Raw genomic sequence first — 20,864 nt, forward strand, 5'->3', positions numbered from 1 at the left:
CGCTAGCGGCTGGCCGGGTGACCCGGCGACCAGCCCGTGAAAACGCGAAACAGGCCCCGGGATGACCCGGAGCCTGTCGCGCAGACCGAGACCAGCGTCAGCTGGCCAGCACCTCGTCGAGGAGGACTTCAGCCTTGTCTTCGTTGGTGTGCTCACATAGCGCGAGCTCCGATACGAGGATCTGGCGTGCCTTGGCGAGCATGCGCTTCTCCCCGGCGGAGAGGCCACGGTCACGCTCACGACGCCACAGGTCACGCACGACCTCGGCGACCTTCATGACATCGCCGCTGTGCAGCTTCTCCAGATTTGCCTTGTAACGACGCGACCAGTTGGTCGGCTCTTCGACGTGCTCCGCACGGAGCACCTCGAAGACCCGATCAAGCCCATCCTTGTCTACAACGTCTCGAACTCCGACGAGCTCGAGGTTGTTGGACGGAACACGCACCACGAGGTCCTGCTGAGCGATGATGCGGAGGACCAGATACTGCCGCTCCTCGCCCTTGATGGTGCGCATCTCGATGTCTTCGATGACGGCCGCGCCATGGTTCGGGTATACGACGGTCTCGCCGACGGTGAAAGTCATATTTTTAGGTACCCCTTCCTAGGAACCTAAGTCTACCACGGATCTTAGAATTCGGATTCCGTGTTTGTGCAGGTCAGGGCATTATTCAGGGGTTGACAGATCGACAACTTGTGTGGTTCCGCGCGCGCTGGACGGTTAAGCGTGGCAGCATGGTTGAGTTCGAAACAGGGCCGAAATCTCATCGTCGCCAGCCTGTTGTCCTGCGCGGCTTGGCGCAGTGCCCGATACTGCCGCCATGGCGAATGCACCGCAGAGCGCCCCCAAGACCATCTTCACCGCGTCGCCGCACGCCCAGGATCAGGACCCGGAGACGACCGAAGCGAGGTCGGGCGGCGAGCTTGCTCGTCCGTCCGCGCCGAGCGAGGGAGTGAGCGAGCGGAGCGAGCAACGGACGCAGGCCAGCGCGTCCGCCGTTCCCGATGCCTCGGCGGGCAGAGAAGGCATCATGGCCAAGGTCGGCAACTGGGCCCCCTTCCTCCTCATCCGTTCCGCCCACCCGCGCCAGGCGGTGCTGACCGCCATCGGCCTCTCCGGGGCTGCCGTCATCGCGGGGCTGACGACTCGCGAGGTCGCGCTGATCGCGGTCACCGTCCTCGTCGGCCAGGCCGTCCTCGGCTGGCACAACGACCTCGTCGACCAGGCCGTCGACCGTCGTCACGAGCGTGAGGGCAAACCGATCTCCGACGGCCGCCTCGAGCCGGGCGGCGTCTGGTTCGCGCTGTGCTGCGGCGTACTGCTCGTGATTCCGCTCTCGGTCACCTCGGGCACCGTCGCGGGGCTGTTCTACCTGGGCTCGCTGGTGCTCGGGATGCTCGCCAACGTACTGCTGCGCAGGGGCCTGCTGTCCTGGGTCCCCTGGACCGCGGCCTTCGCCTGCTACCCCGGATACCTGTCGTACGCGGGCTGGGCCGGCGAGGCCGCGGGCGGGCCGCCCCACTGGGCGATGGTCGCGCTCGCCGCGGGGCTGGGTGTCGGCGTACATTTCCTGACCGCACTGTGGGGCCTGGTGGCCGACAACGCGGACGGCTGGACGTACCTGCCCCTCAAGGCCGGCCTGAAGCTGGGAGCCGGGAAGCTCCTCCTCGTCACGCTGCTCTATGTCGCCATCGTGGTCGGCGGGATGCTGTACGTCGCGAGCGTCGTCGGACTGCGCGCATGAGCGGTGTCTGACCTGCGAGCCTGACCCTTTTCCGGTATCGCCGGATCGGGCGGATAGAGTGTCGCGCGTGACGACCAAGGTTATGCAGAAGCGGCTCGCAGTGACGGGCGCCCTCGTGGCTCTCGCCCTTCCGGCGCTCACCGCCTGCAGCAGCTTCGACTACGCGACCGACCGGCCCAACGAGATCATCCACGGCGGCTCGACGCTCGACGGTGCCGTCCGGATCAACGCGGCCCGCATCGTGACCGCGCAGGAAGGCTCCGGCGTCCTGGTCGGCACCTTCTCGCTCGACCCGGCGATCAACCCGGCGGTCGCCGGCAAGCCGCTGCCGTCGGTCACCTCGATCGCGACGGCGCCCGAGGCGACCGAGACGGTCACGCCTGAGTCGTTCACGCCGATCGAGCTGCCCACCCGCGGCATCATCAACCTGGCCGACCCGGCCACCGGGGGGATCCCGGTCACCGGCGACTTCAAGCCGGGCGACAGCATCCCGATGACCTTCACCTTCTCCGAGGGCGAGGAGAAGACCATCGCGGTCCCGGTGGTCACCCAGTGCGGTCCGTACGCCGAGGTCGTCGCCGCCGCCGGCGAGACCGAGAAGCCCGCGAAGAAGGGCAAGAACGCGCAGGCTCAGGAGTCCGAGGGTGCTGCCGGCGAGGAAGCTTCCGGCGAGACCGGCACCGAAGGCTCCGAGGAGGCTTCGACCCTGCCGGCCGACGCCTCCGCCGAGGGCGAGCACGCCACCGAGGGCGAGCACGCCGCTGAGGGTGAGCACGCCACCGAGGGTGCGCACGGCTCGATCGCCGAGGACCCCTACTCCTGTGAGTTCCCCCCGGCTGCCCTCCCCGGCGCCGAGGAAGCCCACTGATGACCTACAAGCTCGTCCTCCTGCGCCACGGCCAGAGCGAGTGGAACGCGCTCAACCTCTCCACCGGCTGGGTCGATGTCGACCTCACCGACAAGGGCCGGGATGAGGCCGTCAACGGCGGCAGGCTGCTCGCCGAGGCCGGGATCCTCCCCGACCTGGTCCACACGAGCCTGCTGCGCCGTGCGATCACCACCGCCAACATCGCTCTGGACACCGCCGACCGTCACTGGATCCCGGTGCGCCGCGACTGGCGCCTCAACGAGCGCCACTACGGCGCGCTCCAGGGAAAGAACAAGTCCGAGACGCTGAAGAAGTTCGGCGAGGAGCAGTTCCAGCTCTGGCGCCGCTCCTACGACGTCCCGCCGCCGCCGATCGAGCTCGACTCCGAGTTCTCCCAGGCCGATGACCCGCGCTACGCCGACATCGAGGTGCCCGCCACCGAGTGCCTCAAGGACGTCGTTGCCCGGATGCTGCCTTACTGGGACTCCGCGATCGTGCCCGACCTGAAGACCGGCAAGACGGTCCTGGTCACCGCCCACGGCAACAGCCTGCGCGCGCTGGTCAAGCACCTCGACAACGTCTCCGAGGCCGCGATCGCCAAGCTCAACATCCCCACGGGTCAGCCGCTGGTCTACGAGCTCGACGAGTCGCTGAAGCCCGTCGTCGCCGGCGGCACCTACCTCGACCCCGAGGCCGCGGCTGCCGCGGCTGAGGCCGTCGCCAACCAGGGCAAGCAGTAGCCGAAGCGTCACAAAAGCCGGTCGAGACGTCACTCAGGTGACGTCTCGACCGGCTTTTGTGACCTGTCGACGGTCAGGAGTCGGCGGGAGTCTCGCCGGTCACCACGAAGACGACCCGGTTGGCCACCGTGACGGCGTGGTCGGCGATGCGCTCGTAGTAGCGGCCCAGGAGGGCTACGTCGACGGCGGGCTCGACGCCGTGGGTCCAGTCCTGACCCAGCAGCTCGGCGAAGGACTGGCGGCGCAGCCGGTCCATCTCGTCGTCGTCGGCGACCAGGTCCTGCGCTGCGGAGACGTCGCGGGTGCGCAGGATCTGGCAGGTGCGCTCGACCATCTGCTGGGCGATCTCGGCCATCTTGGCGATGGTCGGCTGGGCCAGCTCGGGGACGGCCTTGTTCGGCGTACGCAGCCTGGCGATCTTGGCGACGTGGACGGAGAGGTCACCCATCCGCTCGAGGTCGGAGATCATCCGCAGCGCGGCTACGACGACGCGGAGGTCGCCGGCCACCGGAGACTGCAGCCCGAGCAGCTCGAGGGCGTTCTCCTCGATCCGCTCGCGGGCGTCGTCGATCTCGATGTCCTTGTCGATCACCTGCTCGGCGAGGTCGTTGCGGGCGTCCAGAAGAGCGGTGGTCGCGTCGCGTACGGCCACAGACACCAGCTCACAGACATTGGTGAGGTCGTTGAAGATGGCATCGAGGTCGTCATGGAAAGCAGCGCGCATGTCCCGATCCTAGACACTCGACATGTACGGATCTTCATCGCGAGTGAACCGATGGTGAACGTTCGGCGCGCAGGCGTCCAGTGGTGAAGAACAGGTGTTTGATGGGATTACCCTGATCGTGTGGACTCGACGACGCAGGCCTTTCTTGCTGCGCTCCTCGGCGCGGTCGTCGCCGGAGCGGCGGTGCTTGCGTGGGCGATGAGCGAGCGTTCCCGCCGCCGGGTCCCCGAGGTCGAGCCCCCGAAGGTTCCCTCCGAGGTCGCCGCGGTCCTCTCGGTCCTGCGCAGCAGCGCGGTCGTCGTCGACGAGCACGACACGGTGCTCAAGGCCAGCGCCCCTGCGTACGCCCTCGGGCTGGTTCGCGGCACCTCGCTGGTCTCGCCCGAGCTGTCCGAGCTCGTCCACGCCGTGCGTCGTGACGGTCAGATCCGGGAGACCGAGCTGGTGATCTCGCGCGCCAACGGGGCGTCGCGGCACGTCACCGCTCGCGTCGCTCCGCTGGGCACACGCCTCGCCCTCGCCCTGGTCGAGGACCGCACCCGCGAGCGCCGTGTGGAGGCCGTACGCCGCGACTTCGTCGCCAACGTCAGCCACGAGCTCAAGACGCCGGTCGGCGCGATAAGAGTGCTCGCCGATGCGGTCACCGAGGCCTCCGACGACCCCGAGGCCGTACGCCGCTTCTCCAACCGGATGATCACCGAGTCCGAGCGCCTGACCGCGCTCGTCCAGCAGATCATCGAGCTCTCCAGGCTGCAGGGCGACGAGCCGTTGGAGGCGCCGGTCGCTGTCGACGTCGACAAGGTCATCGTGGCCGCCGTCGACAGCTCGATCGTCGACGCCAGCGCGAAGGGGATCAACGTGGTCAGCGCCGGCACCGCCGGGCTGCACGTCTTCGGCAACGACGAGCAGGTCTCGACCGCCGTCACCAACCTGGTCTCCAACGCGGTCGCCTACTCCGACCCCGGCTCGACCGTGACCGTCTCGACCCGCGCGACCGACGGCTCCGTCGAGATCTCCGTGGTCGACCAGGGCATCGGCATCCCGTCCACGGAGATCGACCGGATCTTCGAGCGCTTCTATCGCGTCGACCCCGCCCGCCACCGCTCCACCGGCGGCACCGGGCTCGGCCTGTCGATCGTCAAGCACGTCGCCGCCACACACGGTGGCGAGGTCAAGGTCTGGTCGCAGGAGGGTCAAGGTTCAACCTTCACCCTCACTCTGCCCCAGCACCTACCAACTGCCGGGCAGTCCGGCACAAGCAAGGAGGAACGCCCGTGACCCGGGTACTCGTCGTCGAAGATGAAGCCAGCTACAGCGAAGCACTGTCCTACATGCTCCGCAAGGAGGGCTTCGAGGTCGCCGTCGCCGAGGACGGCACCGACGCTCTGAAGGAGTTCGACCGCAACGGGGCAGACATCGTGCTGCTCGACCTGATGCTTCCCGGTCTCTCGGGCACCGAGGTGTGCCGGCAGATCCGGGCCACCTCTTCGGTCCCGGTCATCATGGTGACCGCCAAGGACGACGAGGTCGACAAGGTCGTCGGCCTCGAGCTCGGCGCTGACGACTACGTCACCAAGCCCTACTCCCCGCGCGAGCTCGTCGCCCGGATCCGCGCCGTGCTCCGGCGAGGCACCGAGCCCGACGCTGCCCCGGCGACCCTCGAGGCCGGTCCGGTCCGGATGGACGTGGAGCGCCACGTCGTGACCGTGGACGGCAACGAGCAGCGCCTCCCACTCAAGGAGTTCGAGCTCCTGGAGATGTTCCTGCGCAACCCCGGCCGGGTGCTGACCCGCGGCCAGCTCATCGACCGCGTCTGGGGCTCCGACTACGTCGGCGACACCAAGACGCTCGACGTCCACGTCAAGCGCCTGCGCGCCAAGCTCGAGCCGGACCCGTCCGAGCCGAAGTTCCTGGTCACGGTGAGAGGCCTGGGCTACAAGCTCGACCTGTAAGGCCTAAGAGACGTGGGAGTTCTGAGGTCGCTGAGTGACCTCAGAACTCCCACGTCGGCTTTCGCATAGCCCGGACGGGCCATGTCCCGGGGCGCATCCACTGCTTACGATTCCCCTGCCTGCCCGCAGCCCGCGGCGCCGAATGGAAAGTACGTCGTGTTGCGTCGCCTGCCTCTCCTGATCGCCCTTGTGATCGCTGTCCTCCTCCCGGTGGGCACCACCGCCTCACCCGCGGAAGCAGCCTGCAGCAGCCCGAAGCTCTCGAAGATCACTCTGAAACGAAGCAATGTCACGGCGGGTCAGTCCACCACCGCGACGGTGACACTCTCGTGCGCGCCCCGCACACGAAAGCGAGTGGCGGTCAGAGCGACCGCTGGGATCGTGGTTCCGTCCTCGGTCTATGTCAGGAGCGGGCATCGCACGCGGTCCTTCATGGTGAGGACCAGGCTCACGGCGATCACGACCCGCGGTTCGATCAGCGCGACGTACAACCGACGCACCGTGTCCACCGCTCTCACCCGCAGGTACGCGTACTGCGCCAACCCTCCACTGAGCAGCCTGACGATCAGTCCCACGACGATCGTCAGCGGGAATTCCGCCAAAGCTGTCGCCCGGCTCGCCTGCCGCACGACCAAGTGGACCCGTCTGGTCGTATCGACGACCTCGGGCGCGACCGCGCACAACTCGGGGGACATCTGGATCGCCAGGGACCGACCGAGCGTCACCTTCCAGGTGACCGCGCGAGCTCGCACCAACCGGCTCAACGTGGCGGTCAAGGTGCGCAAGGCGGGTTCGAGCCGCTGGGTGTCGGACACCTTTATCGCAACCGCGAACCCTGAGATGTGCATGCCCTCCTCACGGGCGACAGCCAACGTGATCTATGCAGGTACGAGGCCGACGACAGTCACCCTCAAGCAGCCGTGCGCACTTGATATCTCGCGCTACGTCTACCTGGCGACCAACAACTCGATCGTCAAGGTGCCGGGGCGGGTTCTCGTCCCCGCCGGCAGCACGAGCGTCGGGGTTCCCGTCACCGTCCCCGACGGCACCGTCGCCGACTCAGATCTCATCCGCTCACAGCTCAGCGTCGGGTCCCACCCAGGAGGCTGGGCGCACCACTTCGATCTTGAGGCGCACCCGGGGCTCGAATCGGCCGATCTGAATGCATGGGCCGATGACAACGGGGCGCGCACCGTGCGTTCCCACGTCGACCTGGGATTCCCGGCGATCACGGACACCGTGGTCCGGGTCGAGTCGAGCGATCCCCTGATCCCGCTCCCTCCGAGCATGACCGTCGCCAAGGGCACAACTCGCGCGGACATCGATCGGACGATCACCGCACCTGAGGAGGACACCGAGGTACGCATCACCGCGACCTTCGGCAGCCAGCAGCGAACCGACACCGTCCTCGTCCAGCGGAGCTTCCGGCCCGGAGACCCGGTCTCGCTGAGCAGGCAGACCTTCTACGGCGGCGGGCGGGCAGGTGCCTCGATCGACATCGGACGCCCCGCCGGTCCCGACGGCGTACCGGTCACCGTGTCCTCCGACTCGTCGCTGCTCACATTCGAGCCGACCGCGTTCCGACCCGGCCACACCGTCGCCAGCCTCTACTTCGACGTCGCCGAGGTCACCGAGAGCACACCGATCACGCTCCACGTGACCGCAGGAACACACACCTACGACGTCCCGATCACGCTGCAGCCCGGGCTGGCGGCCATCACGCTGCCGGACAGTGCCACCAGCGACGAACCCTTCACCGGCACGGTCACACTGACGGGAGTCGCCACCGTGGATACGCCGGTTCGCCTCATCTCGAGCTCGAGCTCGTTCCAGGTACCCAGCGGCGTGATCATCCCCGCGGGAGAGACCAGCGCGACCTTCCAGGGTGTCGTGCATCTACCGAGTAGCAGCAGTGGAGCCGTCAGGCGGCTCGATGCGTACCTCGGTCGGCTCTACACCTCCAACGACATGATGGCCTCTCCCGCGTCGTAGGCCTCGGCGGCGCCGGGGTCAGGCCGGCGTCATCTGCTTCTCCGTCACCGGGCTCCGCGGCATCACCAGCGACATCAGCGCGGCTGCAGCGCAGAGCGCGCCGGCGGCGTACCAGACCAGGTCGTAGGACCCGGTGACATCGCGTACGACGCCACCCATCCACGCGACCAGGCCTGCTCCGACCTGGTGGGAGGCGAGGACCCAGCCGAAGACGATCGGGGCGTCCTCGGGCCAGATCTCGCGGCACAGCGCGAGCGTGGGTGGCACGGTGGCGACCCAGTCGAGGCCGTAGAAGACGATGAAGAACACCATCGGCAGGTGCACCTCGGACGACAGCAGCATCGGCAGGAAGATCAGCGAGATCCCGCGCAGCGAGTAGTAGAAGCCGAGCAGCACGACCGGGTTGAAGCGGTCGGTGAGCCAGCCGGAGAAGATCGTCCCGACGACGTCGAAGATGCCGATCACGGCGAGCAGCGAGGCGGCCGCGACCGGGGCCATGCCGTGGTCATGTGCGGCAGGTATGAAGTGGGTCCTGATCAGCCCGTTCGTGGTGATTCCGCAGATTGCGAAGGCGCCGGCAAGGAGCCAGAAGGCCTTCGTACGCATCACCATCCCGAGAACGCGAACGGTCCGTAGCGCGGCGCCGGTCGCCGGCGCAGGTCGCGGCACGATCTGCGAGGCACCGTAGGGCGTCAGACCCAGGTCGGCCGGGTAGTCGCGGAGCAGCAGGAGCACGAACGGGATCACCGCGGCTGCGACCAGCGCGATCGTGACCGAGGCCGCCCGCCAGCCGTACTCGCCGATCAGGATCGCCAGCACCGGCAGGAAGATCAGCTGTCCCGAGGCGCCGCCGGCAGTCAGCAGACCGCTGACGAGGCCCTGTCGCTTGTCGAACCAGCGGGTGGTGATCGTGGCACCGAAGGCGAGCGCCATGCAGCCGCTGCCGCCGCCGACGAGGACGCCCCAGCCGAGCACGAACTGCCACGACTGGCTCATCCAGACGGTGCCGAGCGAGCCGAGGGTGATCATGGTGAGCGCGACGGCCACCACCGGCCGGATCCCGAAGCGGTCCATCAGCGCGGCGGCGAAGGGTGCGGTCAGACCGTAGAGCGCGAGCTGGAGCGTGATCCCGACCCCGATCGTGCCGCGCGACCAGCCGAACTCATCGTGCAGCGGACCGACGAGGAGGCCCGGCGCCGCGGTGAAGGCAGCAGCTCCGACGATGGTCACGAAGGCGACGGCAGCCACCCACCAGGCCGGGTGGATGCGGGGGCGGCGCGCGGATGTTCGGCCGGCAGGCGGCGGGCTCGTCGTCTGGGTCATGGGGAAGATCCTTCCGGGAGCGCGCCGCTCCAGACAGTGGCCTGATTGACATCTATCGATAAGATCCAGCCATGGACGACGTACGGGTTCCTTCTCCGCACCGGGTCGCGGTGCTGATCCAGGATGGGTTCATCCCGTTCGAGATCGGTATCCCGCACCGGATCTTCGGGAAGGCTCGCGACAGCCAGGACCGACTGCTCTACGAGGTTCTCACCTGCACGACAGGCGGCCCCGGACCGGTTCAGTCGGACTCGGACATGGTCGTGCTCGCGCCGCACGGCCCCGAGGCGCTGGCGGGAGCCGACACAGTGGTGATCCCGAAGTTCGACGAAGCCTCGCCGATGGTCACCGACGGAGTGCTGTCGGCGCCGCTGAAGGAGGCGCTCGACATGATCCGCCCGGGCACCCGGGTCATGTCGATCTGCACCGGCGCCTTCGCGCTGGGCGCCGCGGGCCTCCTGGACGGCCGCCCGGCGACGACCCACTGGTTCTACACCGACCAGTTCCGGGAGCTGTTTCCGCAGGTCAGGCTGGACCCCGACGTGCTCTTCGTCGACGACGGCGAGATCCTCACCTCCGCCGGGGTGGCCGCCGGCGTCGACCTCTGCCTGCATGTCGTACGCCGCGACCACGGCGCCGCGGTCGCCAACCGCGTCGCTCGGGTGACGGTCGTCCCGCCCCACCGCGACGGCGGCCAGGCGCAGTTCATCCGGCATCACGCGCCTGTGTCGGGCGACGCGGGCATCTCGGCGGCGACCGCCTGGGCGCTCGCCCACCTCGACCAGCCCCTCACCCTGGAGACGATGGCGGCCCAGGTCTCGATGTCGGTGCGTACCTTCACCCGGCGCTTCCGCGACGAGACCGGCGACTCCCCCGGCCGCTGGTTGCAGCGCCAGCGCATCGAGCTCGCCCGCAACCTGCTGGAGACCACCGACCTCAGCGTCGAGCAGGTCGCCGCCCGATGTGGCCTCAACACCGCCCAGTCCCTCCGCCTCCACTTCCACGCCGCCCTCGGTATCACCCCCACCGCGTACCGGCGGACCTTCCGCGGCTGACCACCCCCGCCGAAGCGTCACCCCCGTCGGCCGAAGCGTCACGTCGGACGGCCGAAAGGGCATCGCCCTGACGTCTCGGCCGACGCCAGTGACGTCTCGGCCGACGCCAGTGACGTCTCGGCGGGGGTCGACATGGCGGGATGTCGAACATCGATGACCGTTATCCGCTCGCGTACCGGCGTACGGGTCCGTAGCCTTTTATCGTGACGACGACGATTAGCCCCGCACCGGCCGCGACCACGCCGCTCTGGAAGCCATTGGTCGCGTGCGGGATCACGCTGGTGCTGTGGGCATCGGCGTTCGTCGGGATCCGGCACCTGGGTGACACCGTCCCGCCGGGAAGCCTGTCGCTGGGCCGGCTGCTGGTGATGGTCGCGGCGCTCGGCGCCTACCTCGCGCTGAAGGGCGGGTTCCGGCTGCCTACCCGGAAGGAGTGGCCGCTGATCGCCCTGGGCGGCGCCTCCTGGCTGGGGATCTACAACCTGGCGCTCAACGAGTCCGAGCGCCGGATCGACGCGGCCACGGCAGCACTGATCGTCCAGGTCGGCCCGATCGTGGTGGCGCTCCTGGCAGGCCTCGTGCTCAAGGAGCAGATCCACCGGTGGATCCTCATCGGCACCGGCGTCGGGTTCGCTGGTGTCGTCGTCATCGGCCGCGCCTCCGCCAACGGCGACACCGGCGACTGGATCGGCGTCGCTCTCTCTGTCGTCGCAGCGCTCACCTTCGCGATCGGTGTCCTCACACAGAAGAAGCTGCTGCCTTCCATGAGCGCGCTGCTGCTGACGTTCTGGTACGCCATCGCCGGCCTCGTCATCTGCCTGCCGTGGTCGGGCGAGCTGGTCACCACGATCCCCGACATCAGCGTCGGCAACATCGGCTGGATCGTCTACCTCGGCCTCTTCCCGAGTGCTCTTGCCTTCGTGACCTGGGCCTATGCGCTCTCCCACTCCGATGCCGGCAAGTTCGCGCAGTCGACGTTCCTGGTGCCGTTCATCACCGCGCTCATGGCCTGGCTGGTGCTCGACGAGGTGCCGCCGGCACTTGCCTTCGTGGGTGGCGCGATGTGCATCGTGGGTGTGCTGATCACCCGCCGCCGGCCGCGCGCTGACCCGCGCTGAATGCCCTCAGAAACTGACCGCTCGGCGTCAGAAACTGACTACTCGGCGGATTCCAGCCAGCCTCGGAAGGCTTCCAGGTTCGCCGTCGACTCGCCGCGAAGCTTGCGCCACTCCCATTCCTTGCGGATCGACGTCGCGAAGCCGAGCTCGAGGATGGTGTTGAAGGACTCGTCGGCGTAGGTCAGGACCGAGCCGAGCAGACGGTCGAGCTCGTCGGGAGCGACCATCGCCAGCGGCAGCCGGCCGTCGAGATAGATGTCGCCGAGCCGGTCGATCCCGAAGGCGACCCCGTAGAGCCGCAGGTTGCGCTCGAGCAGCCAGCGGTAGACGGTCTCGAAGTTCTCGTCAGGGCGGCGGCAGACGAAGGCGTGCACGCCCAATGCGTGCTGCCCGAGGTCGAGCCGGACCGGCGTCTGCAGCTTGCGTTCACCGGGCAGCGCGAACGAGAAGACCAGCTCGCCACCGGGCTGCGACTTCTCGTCCCAGTCCAGGTCGTTGGACTTCAGCCAGCCGCGTACGACCTCTTCCAGATCGCGTCGGGAAACATCCGTCATGCCGTCAGCTCCTCACGCATCAGCATCTTGGCCTCTTCATAGACCTCGAGCGTATTGCGTGCGGTGAGATCCCAGGAGAAGTCCTGGGCGTGTTCGCGGGCACCGTCGGCCAGCACCGACCAGCGCGGGTGGGACGAGACGGCGTCGGTGAGCGCGTCGGCCCACTGCGCCGGGTCGTGTCCGTCGACCAGGAGACCGCTGCGGTCGTGGCGCACCGCGGTGGTCAGGCCGCCGACTGCGGCGGCGACCACGGGGGTGCCGCAGGCCTGGGCCTCCACGGCGACCAGGCCGAACGACTCGTTGTAGGAGGGGACGGCGACGACGGAGGCGGCGGAGTACCACAGCGCGAGCTCGTCCTGGCGCACCGGCGGGACGAACCGGACCACGTCGGAGATGCCCAGCTCGGCAGCCAGGTCGGCGAGGCCGGTCGGGTGCTCGAGACCGGAGCCGGAGGGCCCCCCGACGATCGGGACGACGAGGTCGCGGCGCAGCGAGGGGTCGCGCGCGAGCATGACTGCAGCCGCCCGCAGGAGTACGTCGGGAGCCTTGAGCGGCTGGATGCGGCCGGCGAAGAGGAGCACGTGAGCCCGGGCCGGGAGCCCGAGCGCCGCCCGGGCCTCGGCACGGCCGCGCGGACGGAAGACCCGAAGATCGACACCGGGATGCACGACCGCGACGCGACCCGGCTCCGCGTCGTACATGTTGATCAGCTGCTTGGCCTCGAGATCGGTGTTGGCGATCAGCATGTCGGCGGCGGCGACGACCTGCTCCTCCCCGATCACCCGAGCCTCCGGCTCGGGGCTGTCACCCTCGGCGAGCGCGTCGTTCTTCACCTTCGCCATGGTGTGCATCGAGTGGACCAGCGGCACGCCCCAGCGGTCGCGGGAGAGCGCCCCGACCTGGCCCGAGAGCCAGTAGTGGGAGTGCACGGCATCGAAGTATCCGGGCGGGTTGGACGCCTCGGCGCGCAGCACCTCGCGTGCGAAGGTGCACAGCTGTCCGGGTAGGTCGCCCTTGGCCAGCCCCTCGAAGGGACCGGCGTGGACGTGGTGGACCGCGACCCCGTCGAACGCCTCGACGACCTGCGGGAGCCGCGACGAGGTCGCGCGCGTGAAGATGTCGACCGCGATGCCCTGGGTGGCCAGCCGCCGGGAGAGCTCGAGGACGTAGACGTTCATGCCGCCTGCGTCGCCGGTGCCCGGCTGGTCGAGCGGAGAGGTGTGCAGACTGACCATCGCTACGCGGTGGATCATGCCTGCCCCTTTGTGTGTGTATGCCTCTGGTCCCGTCTCTCAACACTCCGATGTCGCTCATCATTCCCGGCCTCGCGAACGTGCTCGAACCATCTTCGATCGTGGGACCGGTGGGGCGAGGCCGAGCGAGCAACGAGAGAATGGCGCCATGCCCTCCAAGAACGCTGTCGTCACCGGCGCCTCGAGCGGGATCGGCGCCGCCACCGCCCGTCAGCTCGCCAACGAGGGCTACCACGTCTTCCTCGCCGCTCGCCGCGCTGACCGGATCGAGGCGCTGGCCGAGGAGATCGGCGGCACCGCGATCGTGACCGACGTCACCTCCGACGACTCCGTCGCCGCGCTCGTCGAGGCGGTCGGCGACCGGCTCGACCTGCTGGTCAACAACGCCGGCGGCGCCTTCGGCGTGGACCGGGTGGCCGAGGCCGACCTGGCCAAGTGGCAGGCGATGTTCGAGGTCAACGTGGTCGGCCTGACCCGGGTGACCAAGGCGCTGCTCCCGGCACTGATCGCCTCCGGCGCGGGCGCGATCATCAACCTCGGCTCGATCGCCGGCCGGCGCGCCTACGAGGGCGGCGCGGGCTACAACGCTGCGAAGTTCGGCACCCGTGCGGTCACCGAGGCGCTGCGCCTGGAGATCGTCGACAAGCCGGTGCGGATCATGGAGATCGCCCCGGGCATGGTCCAGACCGAGGAGTTCTCGCTCGTCCGCCTCGGGGGCGACCAGGAAGCCGCCGAGGCCGTCTACCAGGGGGTCGCGGACCCGCTGGTGGCCGAGGACGTCGCCGACGCGATCGTCTGGATGGCCACCCGTCCGGCTCACGTCAACATCGACGAGCTGGTCATCAAGCCCCGCGCCCAGGCCGCCCCGCACAAGGTGCACCGCGAGGGCTGACGCCGACATCGGCCCTGGTCAGGCCACCGAGGATTCCGTACGCAGCCTCCGGCGGTGTCACACTCGACGGGTGCAGACGATCGGACTCATCGGCGGCATGAGCTGGGAAAGCACCGCCGCGTACTACGAGGGACTCAACAAGGGTGTTCAGGAGCGGCTCGGCGGTCTTCACTCCGCCAAGATCGTGCTGGCCTCTGTCGACCTGGCCGAGCTGACGGACCTTCAGGAGAAGGAGTCCTGGGACCAGGTCGCCGAGATCCTGGTCGCCGCGGCCCGCAGCGTGGTGGCCGGCGGCGCCGACCTGATCCTGTTGTGCACCACCACCTTCCACAAGGTCTATGACCAGGTGGCGGCGGCCGTCGACGTACCCGTGCTGCATCTGGCCGACGTGCTCGCCACGAAGTCGAAGGAGCTCGGCATCACCAAGGTCGGGTTCCTCGCCACCCGCTACACCGTGGAGAACGACTTCTTCGCGCAGCGCATCTCCGACCACGGCGTCGACGTCAACCTGCCCGACCCCCTCCACGTGGAGATGCTCGACTCGATCATCTACGAGGAGCTCGTCCACCGGACCGTCGTGTCGGGCTCCCGCAAGCGGGTCCTCGAGGTCGTCCACGAGCTGTGGGACGCCGGCGCCGACGGCGTGATCCTCGGCGCCTCCGAGCTCAGCCTCTTGGTCCGGCCCAACGACGTCGACGTACCGATCCTCGACGCCATCTCCGTCCACGTCGAGGCCGCGCTCAACCACGCCCTCCCCGCGTAGCCCTGCCGGCCGAGGCGTCACTCCGGTCGGTCGAGGCGTCACTCCGGTCGGTCGAGGCGTCACTCCGGTCGGCCGAGATGTCAGCGCAGTGCCAACTCGGCCGACGTAGCTGACGCCTCCTCGCTGCGCGCGGTTACTCCCTCGCTCGGCACGAGCGGACGAGCAAGCTCGCCGCTCGGCCTCGCTCCGGTCGTCTCGGCTAGCTGTCGTACTTCTCGAGCAGATCGTTGGCGAGCGCGTGCAGCTCGGGGCTCAGGTCGCCTTCGTGCACGACGGCGGTCTGACCGTCGATCTCGAACTCGTAGACGTAGCGGTCGGCACCCTTCGGCTTGGACGGAGCACCGCCACCCGCGACCAGGTTGCGCACGGTGGCCACCTGGGCTGCCGACGGCGCGAGCTTGGCGGTCCCCTCGGTCGTACGCCCCATGAAACCGCCGCTGCGACGAACCCTCACGGTCGTGGTCGGCGCCTCGCCACCGGGCGCGGGAGTCCCGGAAGCCGGGGTGACCCCGACCTCGGACCAGGCGGTGGTGACGGCCTCGGCCTGGTCGCCGGCCTCCGCGACGGTCGCCGCGGCGAACCCGGCGAAGTCGGTGTCGGTGGTGACGGCGCCGTTGGTCAGCGCGGCCCACCAGATCTTGCCGGCGCCGTCCCACGAGCTGCCCCCGATCGCCTTGGCGGCCAGGGCGAACGCGCGGTTGGGGATGCCGGAGTTGATGTGGACGCCGCCGTTGTCGTCGGGGCCGTCGTAGATGTCGTCCATGTGGGCCGGCTGCGGGTCCTTGCCCAGCTCGGGGTCGTCGTACGCCGTCCCCGGCTCGAGCATGTGACGCAGCCCGACGCCCTGGACGGACTCGGTGAAGAGGCCCTCGCCGATGATCCAGTCGGCCTCCTCCGCGCTCTGCCCGAGGAGACGCTGCTTGACGCAGGAGCCGTAGACATCGGAGATGTGCTCGTTGAGCGCTCCGGGCTGGCCCTGGTAGACGAGCCCGGCGGTGTGCTCGGTGACCGCATGGGAGAGCTCGTGGCCGATCACGTCGACGGCCTTGGTGAAGCGCTGGAAGATCTTGCCGTCGCCGTCGCCGAAGACCAGCTGGGTGCCGTCCCAGAACGCGTTGGCGTAGTCCCGGTCGTAGTGGACGGTCATCACGACCTCGATGCCCTGCCCGTCGTAGGAGTCGCGGCCGTAGACCTCCTCGAAGAGGGCCAGCGAGCCGGTGATGCCGGTCGCGGCCTCGTCGACGCTCTCGTCACCGGAATCCGGCTCGCCTGCGGCACGCACCTTCTCGCCGGGGAGGTCGGTGCCGTTGGCCGCGGTGTAGACGGTCCAGTCCCCCGCCTCCGCGGCGGTGCTGCCCGCCTCGGGAGCCGGGCGCTGGGCGAGAACCCTGGTCAGGTGCTCCGCGCGGGCCGCTCGGAAACCGTTGTCCTGGTCGAGGCGGGCGGGGTCGAGCCGCTGCATGAGGTAGGGAGGCACGATGTGGCAGACGTGTTTCCGAGAAGTCATGGGTCTCACCCAACCGCCATCTCCGGATGCGGGTCAAGGAGGTCCTGGCGGATAAGATCAGTCGTCCCGTCCCGCGCCAGAAATCGAGCCGCTTCGCACATGTCCGAGATCCTCAAGGCAAATCTCCGCAACGTCGCCATCGTTGCGCACGTCGACCACGGTAAGACCACGCTGGTCGACGCCATGCTGCGTCAGGCAGGCACCTTCACCGAGCACGAGGCCGAGTCGGTCGCCGACCGGGTCATGGACTCCGGCGAGCTCGAGCGCGAGAAGGGCATCACCATCCTCGCGAAGAACACCGCGATCCACTACAACGGGCCGAGCGCTCCCGAGGGGATGACGATCAACATCATCGACACCCCCGGCCACGCCGACTTCGGTGGTGAGGTCGAGCGCGGTCTGTCGATGGTCGACGGGATCGTGCTGCTGGTCGACGCCTCCGAGGGCCCCCTCCCCCAGACCCGCTTCGTGCTGCGCAAGGCGCTCAACGCCGACATGCCGGTGGTGCTGGTGGTCAACAAGGTCGACCGTCCCGACGCCCGCATCGAGGAGGTCGTCGACGAGACCTACGAGCTCTTCATGGACCTGCTCGACGACTCGCACAGCCAGGACGCGCTCGACTTCCCGGTGGTCTACGCCTCCGGCAAGGCCGGCGTCGCCGCGCTCGAGCAGCCCGGCAACGGTGAGCTGCCCGACTCCAAGGACCTCGAGCCGCTGTTCCAGACGATCATGGACACGATCCCGGCTCCGACCTACGTCGAGGGCGCGCCGCTCCAGGCCCACGTCACCAACCTCGACGCGAGCCCGTTCCTCGGCCGCCTCGCGCTGGTCCGCGTCCACCAGGGCACCCTGAAGAAGGGCCAGAACGTCGCCTGGATGCGGCGTGACGGCGACGTCAAGAACGTACGCATCACCGAGCTGCTCATCACCGAGGGCCTCGAGCGCAAGCCGGGCGAGGTCGCCGGCCCCGGTGACATCGTCGCCATCGCCGGCATCCCGGAGATCACCATCGGCGAGACGCTCGCCGACCCGGAGAACCCGGTCGCGCTGCCGCTCATCCACGTCGACGAGCCGGCCATCTCGATGACCATCGGCACCAACACCTCGCCGCTGGTCGGCAAGGTCAAGGGCTCGAAGGTCACCGCGCGTCTGGTCAAGGACCGCCTTGACCAGGAGCTCATCGGCAACGTGTCGCTGAAGATCCTCAACACCGAGCGTCCGGACGCCTGGGAGGTCCAGGGCCGCGGCGAGCTGGCGCTGGCGATCCTGGTCGAGCAGATGCGCCGCGAGGGCTACGAGCTGACCGTCGGCAAGCCGCAGGTGGTCACCAAGGAGGTCGACGGCAAGGTCCACGAGCCGTACGAGCGCCTGACCATCGACGCCCCGGAGGAGTACCTCGGCTCCATCACCGAGCTGCTCGCCACCCGCAAGGGCCGCATGGAGGGCATGACCAACCACGGCACCGGCTGGGTGCGCATGGAGTTCATCGTGCCGGCGCGTGGCCTGATCGGCTTCCGCACCGAGTTCCTCACCGAGACCCGCGGCACCGGTATCGCCCACCACATCTCCGAGGGCTACGACCGCTGGGCCGGCGAGATCCGCTCGCGCAACAACGGCTCGCTCGTCGCCGACCGTACCGGTGCTGCCACGGCGTACGCCATGACCTCGCTGCAGGAGCGCGGCGTCATGTTCGTCGAGCCGGCCACCGAGGTCTACGAGGGCATGATCGTCGGCGAGAACTCCCGCGCCGACGACATGGACGTGAACATCACCAAGGAGAAGCAGCAGACCAACGTCCGCTCCGCCACCTCCGACAACTTCGAGAAGCTCATCCCGCCGAAGAAGCTCTCCCTCGAGCAGTGCCTGGAGTTCTGCCGCGAGGACGAGTGCGTCGAGGTCACCCCCGACATGGTCCGCATCCGCAAGGTCGTCCTCGACGCCAACGACCGCGGGAAGATCGCGAGCCGGGCGCGCAAGGCCAACAAGTCCTGACCGACTCCTCGTGACGGCCGTCGACCCCACCGGGGTCGGCGGCCGTTTCGCTGTGATCTGGCTGCGACACTTCCCCTCATGACCCTCACGACCACCGCCGCGCTCGTCAGCGCCGCCTACGCGGAAGGCCGCGGTGTCGGCGCCTTCAACGCGATCAACCTGGAGACCGTCGAGGCCATCGCCGCCGGAGCCGAGGCCGCGAACCGGCCGGTCGTCGTGCAGATCAGCGAGAACGCCGTGCGATATCACGGCGGCCTGGCGCCGCTGGCCCACGCCGCGATCGCGGTCGCGTCCGGCTCGACGATGCCGATCTCGCTGCACCTGGATCATGCGACCGACGAGCGCCTGGTCGGGATCGCGGTCGACCTCGGCTTCTCGTCGGTGATGTACGACGCCTCCCAGCTCGACTACGAGGAGAACCTCACCCGTACCGCTGCTGTCGCCCGCCGCTGCCACGACCGCGGTGCCCACGTCGAGGCCGAGCTCGGCGAGGTCGGCGGCAAGGCGATGGATCGAGCTTGTCGAGATCATGGCGTCCACGCACCGGGCGTACGCACCGACCCGGTCGAGGCGGCCGCGTTCGTCGCCAGCACGGGCGTCGACGCCCTCGCCGTCGCGGTCGGCTCGAGCCACAAGATGACCACCCGCGACGCGACTCTGGACGAGGCGCTGATCGCAGAGCTCCGAAGCGCCGTCGACGTCCCCCTGGTCCTGCACGGCTCCTCCGGGGTGAGCGACGACGGCCTTCGGGCCGCGATCGCCGCCGGGATGACCAAGATCAACGTCGCCACCCAGCTCAACAAGGCCTTCACCGCAGCGGTCCGGGAACGGCTCGACGCGGACCGCGACCTGGTCGACCAGCGCCGCTACCTCGGGGCCGGCCGTGACGCCATGACCGCCGAGGCCGCTCGGCTGCTCACCGTCATCTCGGACTGATCGACGCCACCGCTTCCCCATTTTTGTGGAAGCGCTCCCACAGACACGGAATCGTTAAGTGCCCGCCACTTGACAGGGCCTTGTGAGCGCGATCACACTCTCCCTAGTCCCGAGAGTGGAAGCGCTCTCACTCCCCACACAGACGTGCAGGAGCACCCCGTGTCCAAGATCTCCAAGTCCTGGCGCCGCGGTCTAGCCGCTGGCGCGGTCGCCACTCTCGTCGTCGGCCTCGTCGCCGCCTGCGGCGGCGGCGACGACCCCAGCGAGTCGACCAAGCTCGGCAAGGACGACACCCTGACCATCACGACGTTCAGCGAATTCGGCTACGGCGACCTCATCGAGAAGTGGAACGCCGACCCTGAACGCCCCTTCAAGGTCAAGCAGACCGTCGTCGCCGAGTGGGACACCTGGAAGCAGAGCCTGACCACCGGCCTGCAGTCCGGCGAGGGCCTCACCGACATCGTCGGCATCGAGGGCGACATGATGCCCGCGCTGCTCGCCGAGGGCGCCTCGGAGCAGTTCGTCGATCTGTCCGACTCCGAGCTCGACAGCCGCTGGATGGAGTCGAAGTACCTCGAGGGCAAGACCGCCGACGGCAAGCAGATCGGCTACCCGACCGACGCCGGCCCGGAGGCGTTCTGCTACCGCGCCGACCTCTTCGAGAAGGCCGGCCTCCCGAGCGACCGCGAGGCCGTGAAGGAGCTCTTCAAGGACTGGGACACCTACTACGCCACCGGCGAGCAGTTCAAGAAGAAGATGCCCAAGACGGCCTGGTACGACTCCAGCGGCGCGGTCGCCCAGGCGATGCTCAACCAGGTGGAGTACCCCTTCCAGACCAAGGACCAGAAGGTCGACGTCGACAACCCGGACCTCCGGGAGGTCTACGACACGGTCTCGCAGCACGCCCCCACCCTCTCGACGAAGGTCGAGCAGTGGGGCGAGGACTGGATGGCCAACTTCACCAACGACGGGTTCGCCACCATCCCCTGCCCCGGCTGGATGTTCGCCAACATCAAGGACTCCGCGCCTGACGTGAAGGGCTGGGACATCGTCGACGCCTTCCCGGGCGGCGGCGGCAACTGGGGTGGCTCCTACCTCGCCGTCCCGACGCAGTCGGAGCACCCGGACGAGGCCAAGGAGTTCGCCAACTACCTGACCACCGCCGAGTCCCAGGTGGCCGCGTCGAAGGTGGCCGGCAACTTCCCGGCCAACCTGGAGGCCCAGACGGTCCTGGCCGAGGAGAACGCCACGGACCCGTACTTCAACGACGCCCCCACCTCGCAGATCCTCGCCAGCCGCGCGGAAGCGGTGCCTGCGGGTGTCCCGTTCAAGGGTGACAAGTACTCCGACATCCTCGGTCTCTTCCAGCAGGCGATCCGACGTGTCGACGAGGGCACCGACCCCGACAAGTCGTGGGCGACCTTCGTCGAGGGCGTCGAAGGAATGTCCTGAT

19 protein-coding genes are annotated in these 20,864 nt (G+C 68.6%); 13 read left to right on the forward strand and 6 right to left on the reverse strand.

The genetic code is table 11. From position 1 onward, the window contains the following. Window positions 1–97: 97 nt before the first annotated feature. Window positions 98–583, reverse strand: a complete 486-nt coding sequence (locus BJ988_RS20715; RefSeq protein ID WP_179659800.1) for a CarD family transcriptional regulator — start codon at window positions 581–583, stop codon at window positions 98–100. 235 nt (window positions 584–818) lie between these two features. Between BJ988_RS20715 and BJ988_RS20720 the strand changes: the two genes are divergently transcribed. The 3 genes from BJ988_RS20720 (at window position 819) to BJ988_RS20730 (ending at window position 3,350) form a co-directional block, all read left to right on the forward strand. Further along, a complete protein-coding gene (locus tag BJ988_RS20720; protein WP_179659801.1) occupies window positions 819–1,742 on the forward strand; it encodes a UbiA family prenyltransferase in 924 nt (307 codons plus the stop codon). Between the two features lie 67 nt (window positions 1,743–1,809). Next, the gene (locus BJ988_RS20725) at window positions 1,810–2,610 is read left to right on the forward strand and encodes a hypothetical protein (protein WP_179659802.1); all 801 of its coding nucleotides are present in this window, start codon (window positions 1,810–1,812) and stop codon (window positions 2,608–2,610) included. Beyond that, window positions 2,610–3,350: a phosphoglyceromutase gene (locus BJ988_RS20730; RefSeq protein WP_179659803.1), complete on the forward strand. Its 741-nt coding sequence runs from the start codon at window positions 2,610–2,612 to the stop codon at window positions 3,348–3,350. Before BJ988_RS20725 ends, BJ988_RS20730 begins: the two co-directional genes overlap by 1 nt. Before the next feature lie 73 nt (window positions 3,351–3,423). Here the strand turns inward: BJ988_RS20730 and phoU are convergent, their stop codons facing one another. Further along, complete coding sequence (gene phoU / locus BJ988_RS20735) at window positions 3,424–4,074, reverse strand: phosphate signaling complex protein PhoU (protein WP_179659804.1); 651 nt, start codon at window positions 4,072–4,074, stop codon at window positions 3,424–3,426. A 120-nt stretch (window positions 4,075–4,194) separates the two neighbouring features. Between phoU and BJ988_RS20740 the strand changes: the two genes are divergently transcribed. The 3 genes from BJ988_RS20740 (at window position 4,195) to BJ988_RS20750 (ending at window position 8,018) form a co-directional block, all read left to right on the forward strand. After that, window positions 4,195–5,352 carry an ATP-binding protein gene (locus BJ988_RS20740; RefSeq protein WP_179659805.1) on the forward strand — a complete coding sequence of 386 codons (1,158 nt, stop codon included), beginning with the start codon at window positions 4,195–4,197 and terminating at the stop codon, window positions 5,350–5,352. Further along, window positions 5,349–6,026: a response regulator transcription factor gene (locus BJ988_RS20745; protein WP_008360778.1), complete on the forward strand. Its 678-nt coding sequence runs from the start codon at window positions 5,349–5,351 to the stop codon at window positions 6,024–6,026. The genes BJ988_RS20740 and BJ988_RS20745 overlap by 4 nt, the downstream gene beginning before the upstream one ends. A gap of 432 nt (window positions 6,027–6,458) precedes the next feature. Then, a complete protein-coding gene (locus BJ988_RS20750; RefSeq protein WP_179659806.1) occupies window positions 6,459–8,018 on the forward strand; it encodes a hypothetical protein in 1,560 nt (519 codons plus the stop codon). A gap of 18 nt (window positions 8,019–8,036) precedes the next feature. On the opposite strand, the gene BJ988_RS20755 is transcribed toward BJ988_RS20750, so the two are convergent. Next, window positions 8,037–9,341 carry an MFS transporter gene (locus BJ988_RS20755; protein ID WP_179659807.1) on the reverse strand — a complete coding sequence of 435 codons (1,305 nt, stop codon included), beginning with the start codon at window positions 9,339–9,341 and terminating at the stop codon, window positions 8,037–8,039. A gap of 71 nt (window positions 9,342–9,412) precedes the next feature. Between BJ988_RS20755 and BJ988_RS20760 the strand changes: the two genes are divergently transcribed. Together BJ988_RS20760 and BJ988_RS20765 are read left to right on the forward strand one after the other, a co-directional pair. After that, window positions 9,413–10,396, forward strand: coding sequence for a GlxA family transcriptional regulator (locus BJ988_RS20760; RefSeq protein ID WP_179659808.1), 984 nt, complete (start codon window positions 9,413–9,415; stop codon window positions 10,394–10,396). A 203-nt stretch (window positions 10,397–10,599) separates the two neighbouring features. Continuing rightward, window positions 10,600–11,514 (forward strand): EamA family transporter, encoded by a 915-nt coding sequence (locus tag BJ988_RS20765; RefSeq protein ID WP_179659809.1) that lies wholly within the window; start codon window positions 10,600–10,602, stop codon window positions 11,512–11,514. A 38-nt stretch (window positions 11,515–11,552) separates the two neighbouring features. On the opposite strand, the gene BJ988_RS20770 is transcribed toward BJ988_RS20765, so the two are convergent. Beyond that, window positions 11,553–12,068 carry a type III secretion system chaperone family protein gene (locus BJ988_RS20770; RefSeq protein WP_179659810.1) on the reverse strand — a complete coding sequence of 172 codons (516 nt, stop codon included), beginning with the start codon at window positions 12,066–12,068 and terminating at the stop codon, window positions 11,553–11,555. Continuing rightward, on the reverse strand, window positions 12,065–13,321 hold the full coding sequence (gene mshA / locus BJ988_RS20775; protein WP_179659811.1) for a D-inositol-3-phosphate glycosyltransferase: 1,257 nt from the start codon (window positions 13,319–13,321) through the stop codon (window positions 12,065–12,067). Before mshA ends, BJ988_RS20770 begins: the two co-directional genes overlap by 4 nt. Window positions 13,322–13,469: 148 nt before the next feature. Between mshA and BJ988_RS20780 the strand changes: the two genes are divergently transcribed. Further along, the gene (locus BJ988_RS20780; protein WP_179659812.1) at window positions 13,470–14,213 is read left to right on the forward strand and encodes an SDR family NAD(P)-dependent oxidoreductase; all 744 of its coding nucleotides are present in this window, start codon (window positions 13,470–13,472) and stop codon (window positions 14,211–14,213) included. 70 nt (window positions 14,214–14,283) lie between these two features. Beyond that, window positions 14,284–14,976 carry an amino acid racemase gene (locus tag BJ988_RS20785; RefSeq protein WP_179659813.1) on the forward strand — a complete coding sequence of 231 codons (693 nt, stop codon included), beginning with the start codon at window positions 14,284–14,286 and terminating at the stop codon, window positions 14,974–14,976. A 199-nt stretch (window positions 14,977–15,175) separates the two neighbouring features. On the opposite strand, the gene BJ988_RS20790 is transcribed toward BJ988_RS20785, so the two are convergent. Further along, complete coding sequence (locus tag BJ988_RS20790) at window positions 15,176–16,483, reverse strand: M4 family metallopeptidase (protein ID WP_179659814.1); 1,308 nt, start codon at window positions 16,481–16,483, stop codon at window positions 15,176–15,178. Between the two features lie 99 nt (window positions 16,484–16,582). Here BJ988_RS20790 and typA point away from each other — a divergent pair, with 99 nt between their 5' ends. The 3 genes from typA (at window position 16,583) to BJ988_RS20805 (ending at window position 20,863) form a co-directional block, all read left to right on the forward strand. After that, a complete protein-coding gene (gene typA, locus BJ988_RS20795; protein ID WP_179659815.1) occupies window positions 16,583–18,475 on the forward strand; it encodes a translational GTPase TypA in 1,893 nt (630 codons plus the stop codon). A 78-nt stretch (window positions 18,476–18,553) separates the two neighbouring features. Then, a complete protein-coding gene (locus BJ988_RS20800; RefSeq protein ID WP_179659816.1) occupies window positions 18,554–19,411 on the forward strand; it encodes a class II fructose-bisphosphate aldolase in 858 nt (285 codons plus the stop codon). 159 nt (window positions 19,412–19,570) lie between these two features. Then, window positions 19,571–20,863 (forward strand): extracellular solute-binding protein, encoded by a 1,293-nt coding sequence (locus BJ988_RS20805; protein WP_179659817.1) that lies wholly within the window; start codon window positions 19,571–19,573, stop codon window positions 20,861–20,863. Window position 20,864 lies beyond the last annotated feature (1 nt).

Origin of the sequence: Nocardioides panzhihuensis (assembly GCF_013408335.1) — a bacterium.
GTDB lineage: Bacteria > Actinomycetota > Actinomycetes > Propionibacteriales > Nocardioidaceae > Nocardioides > Nocardioides panzhihuensis.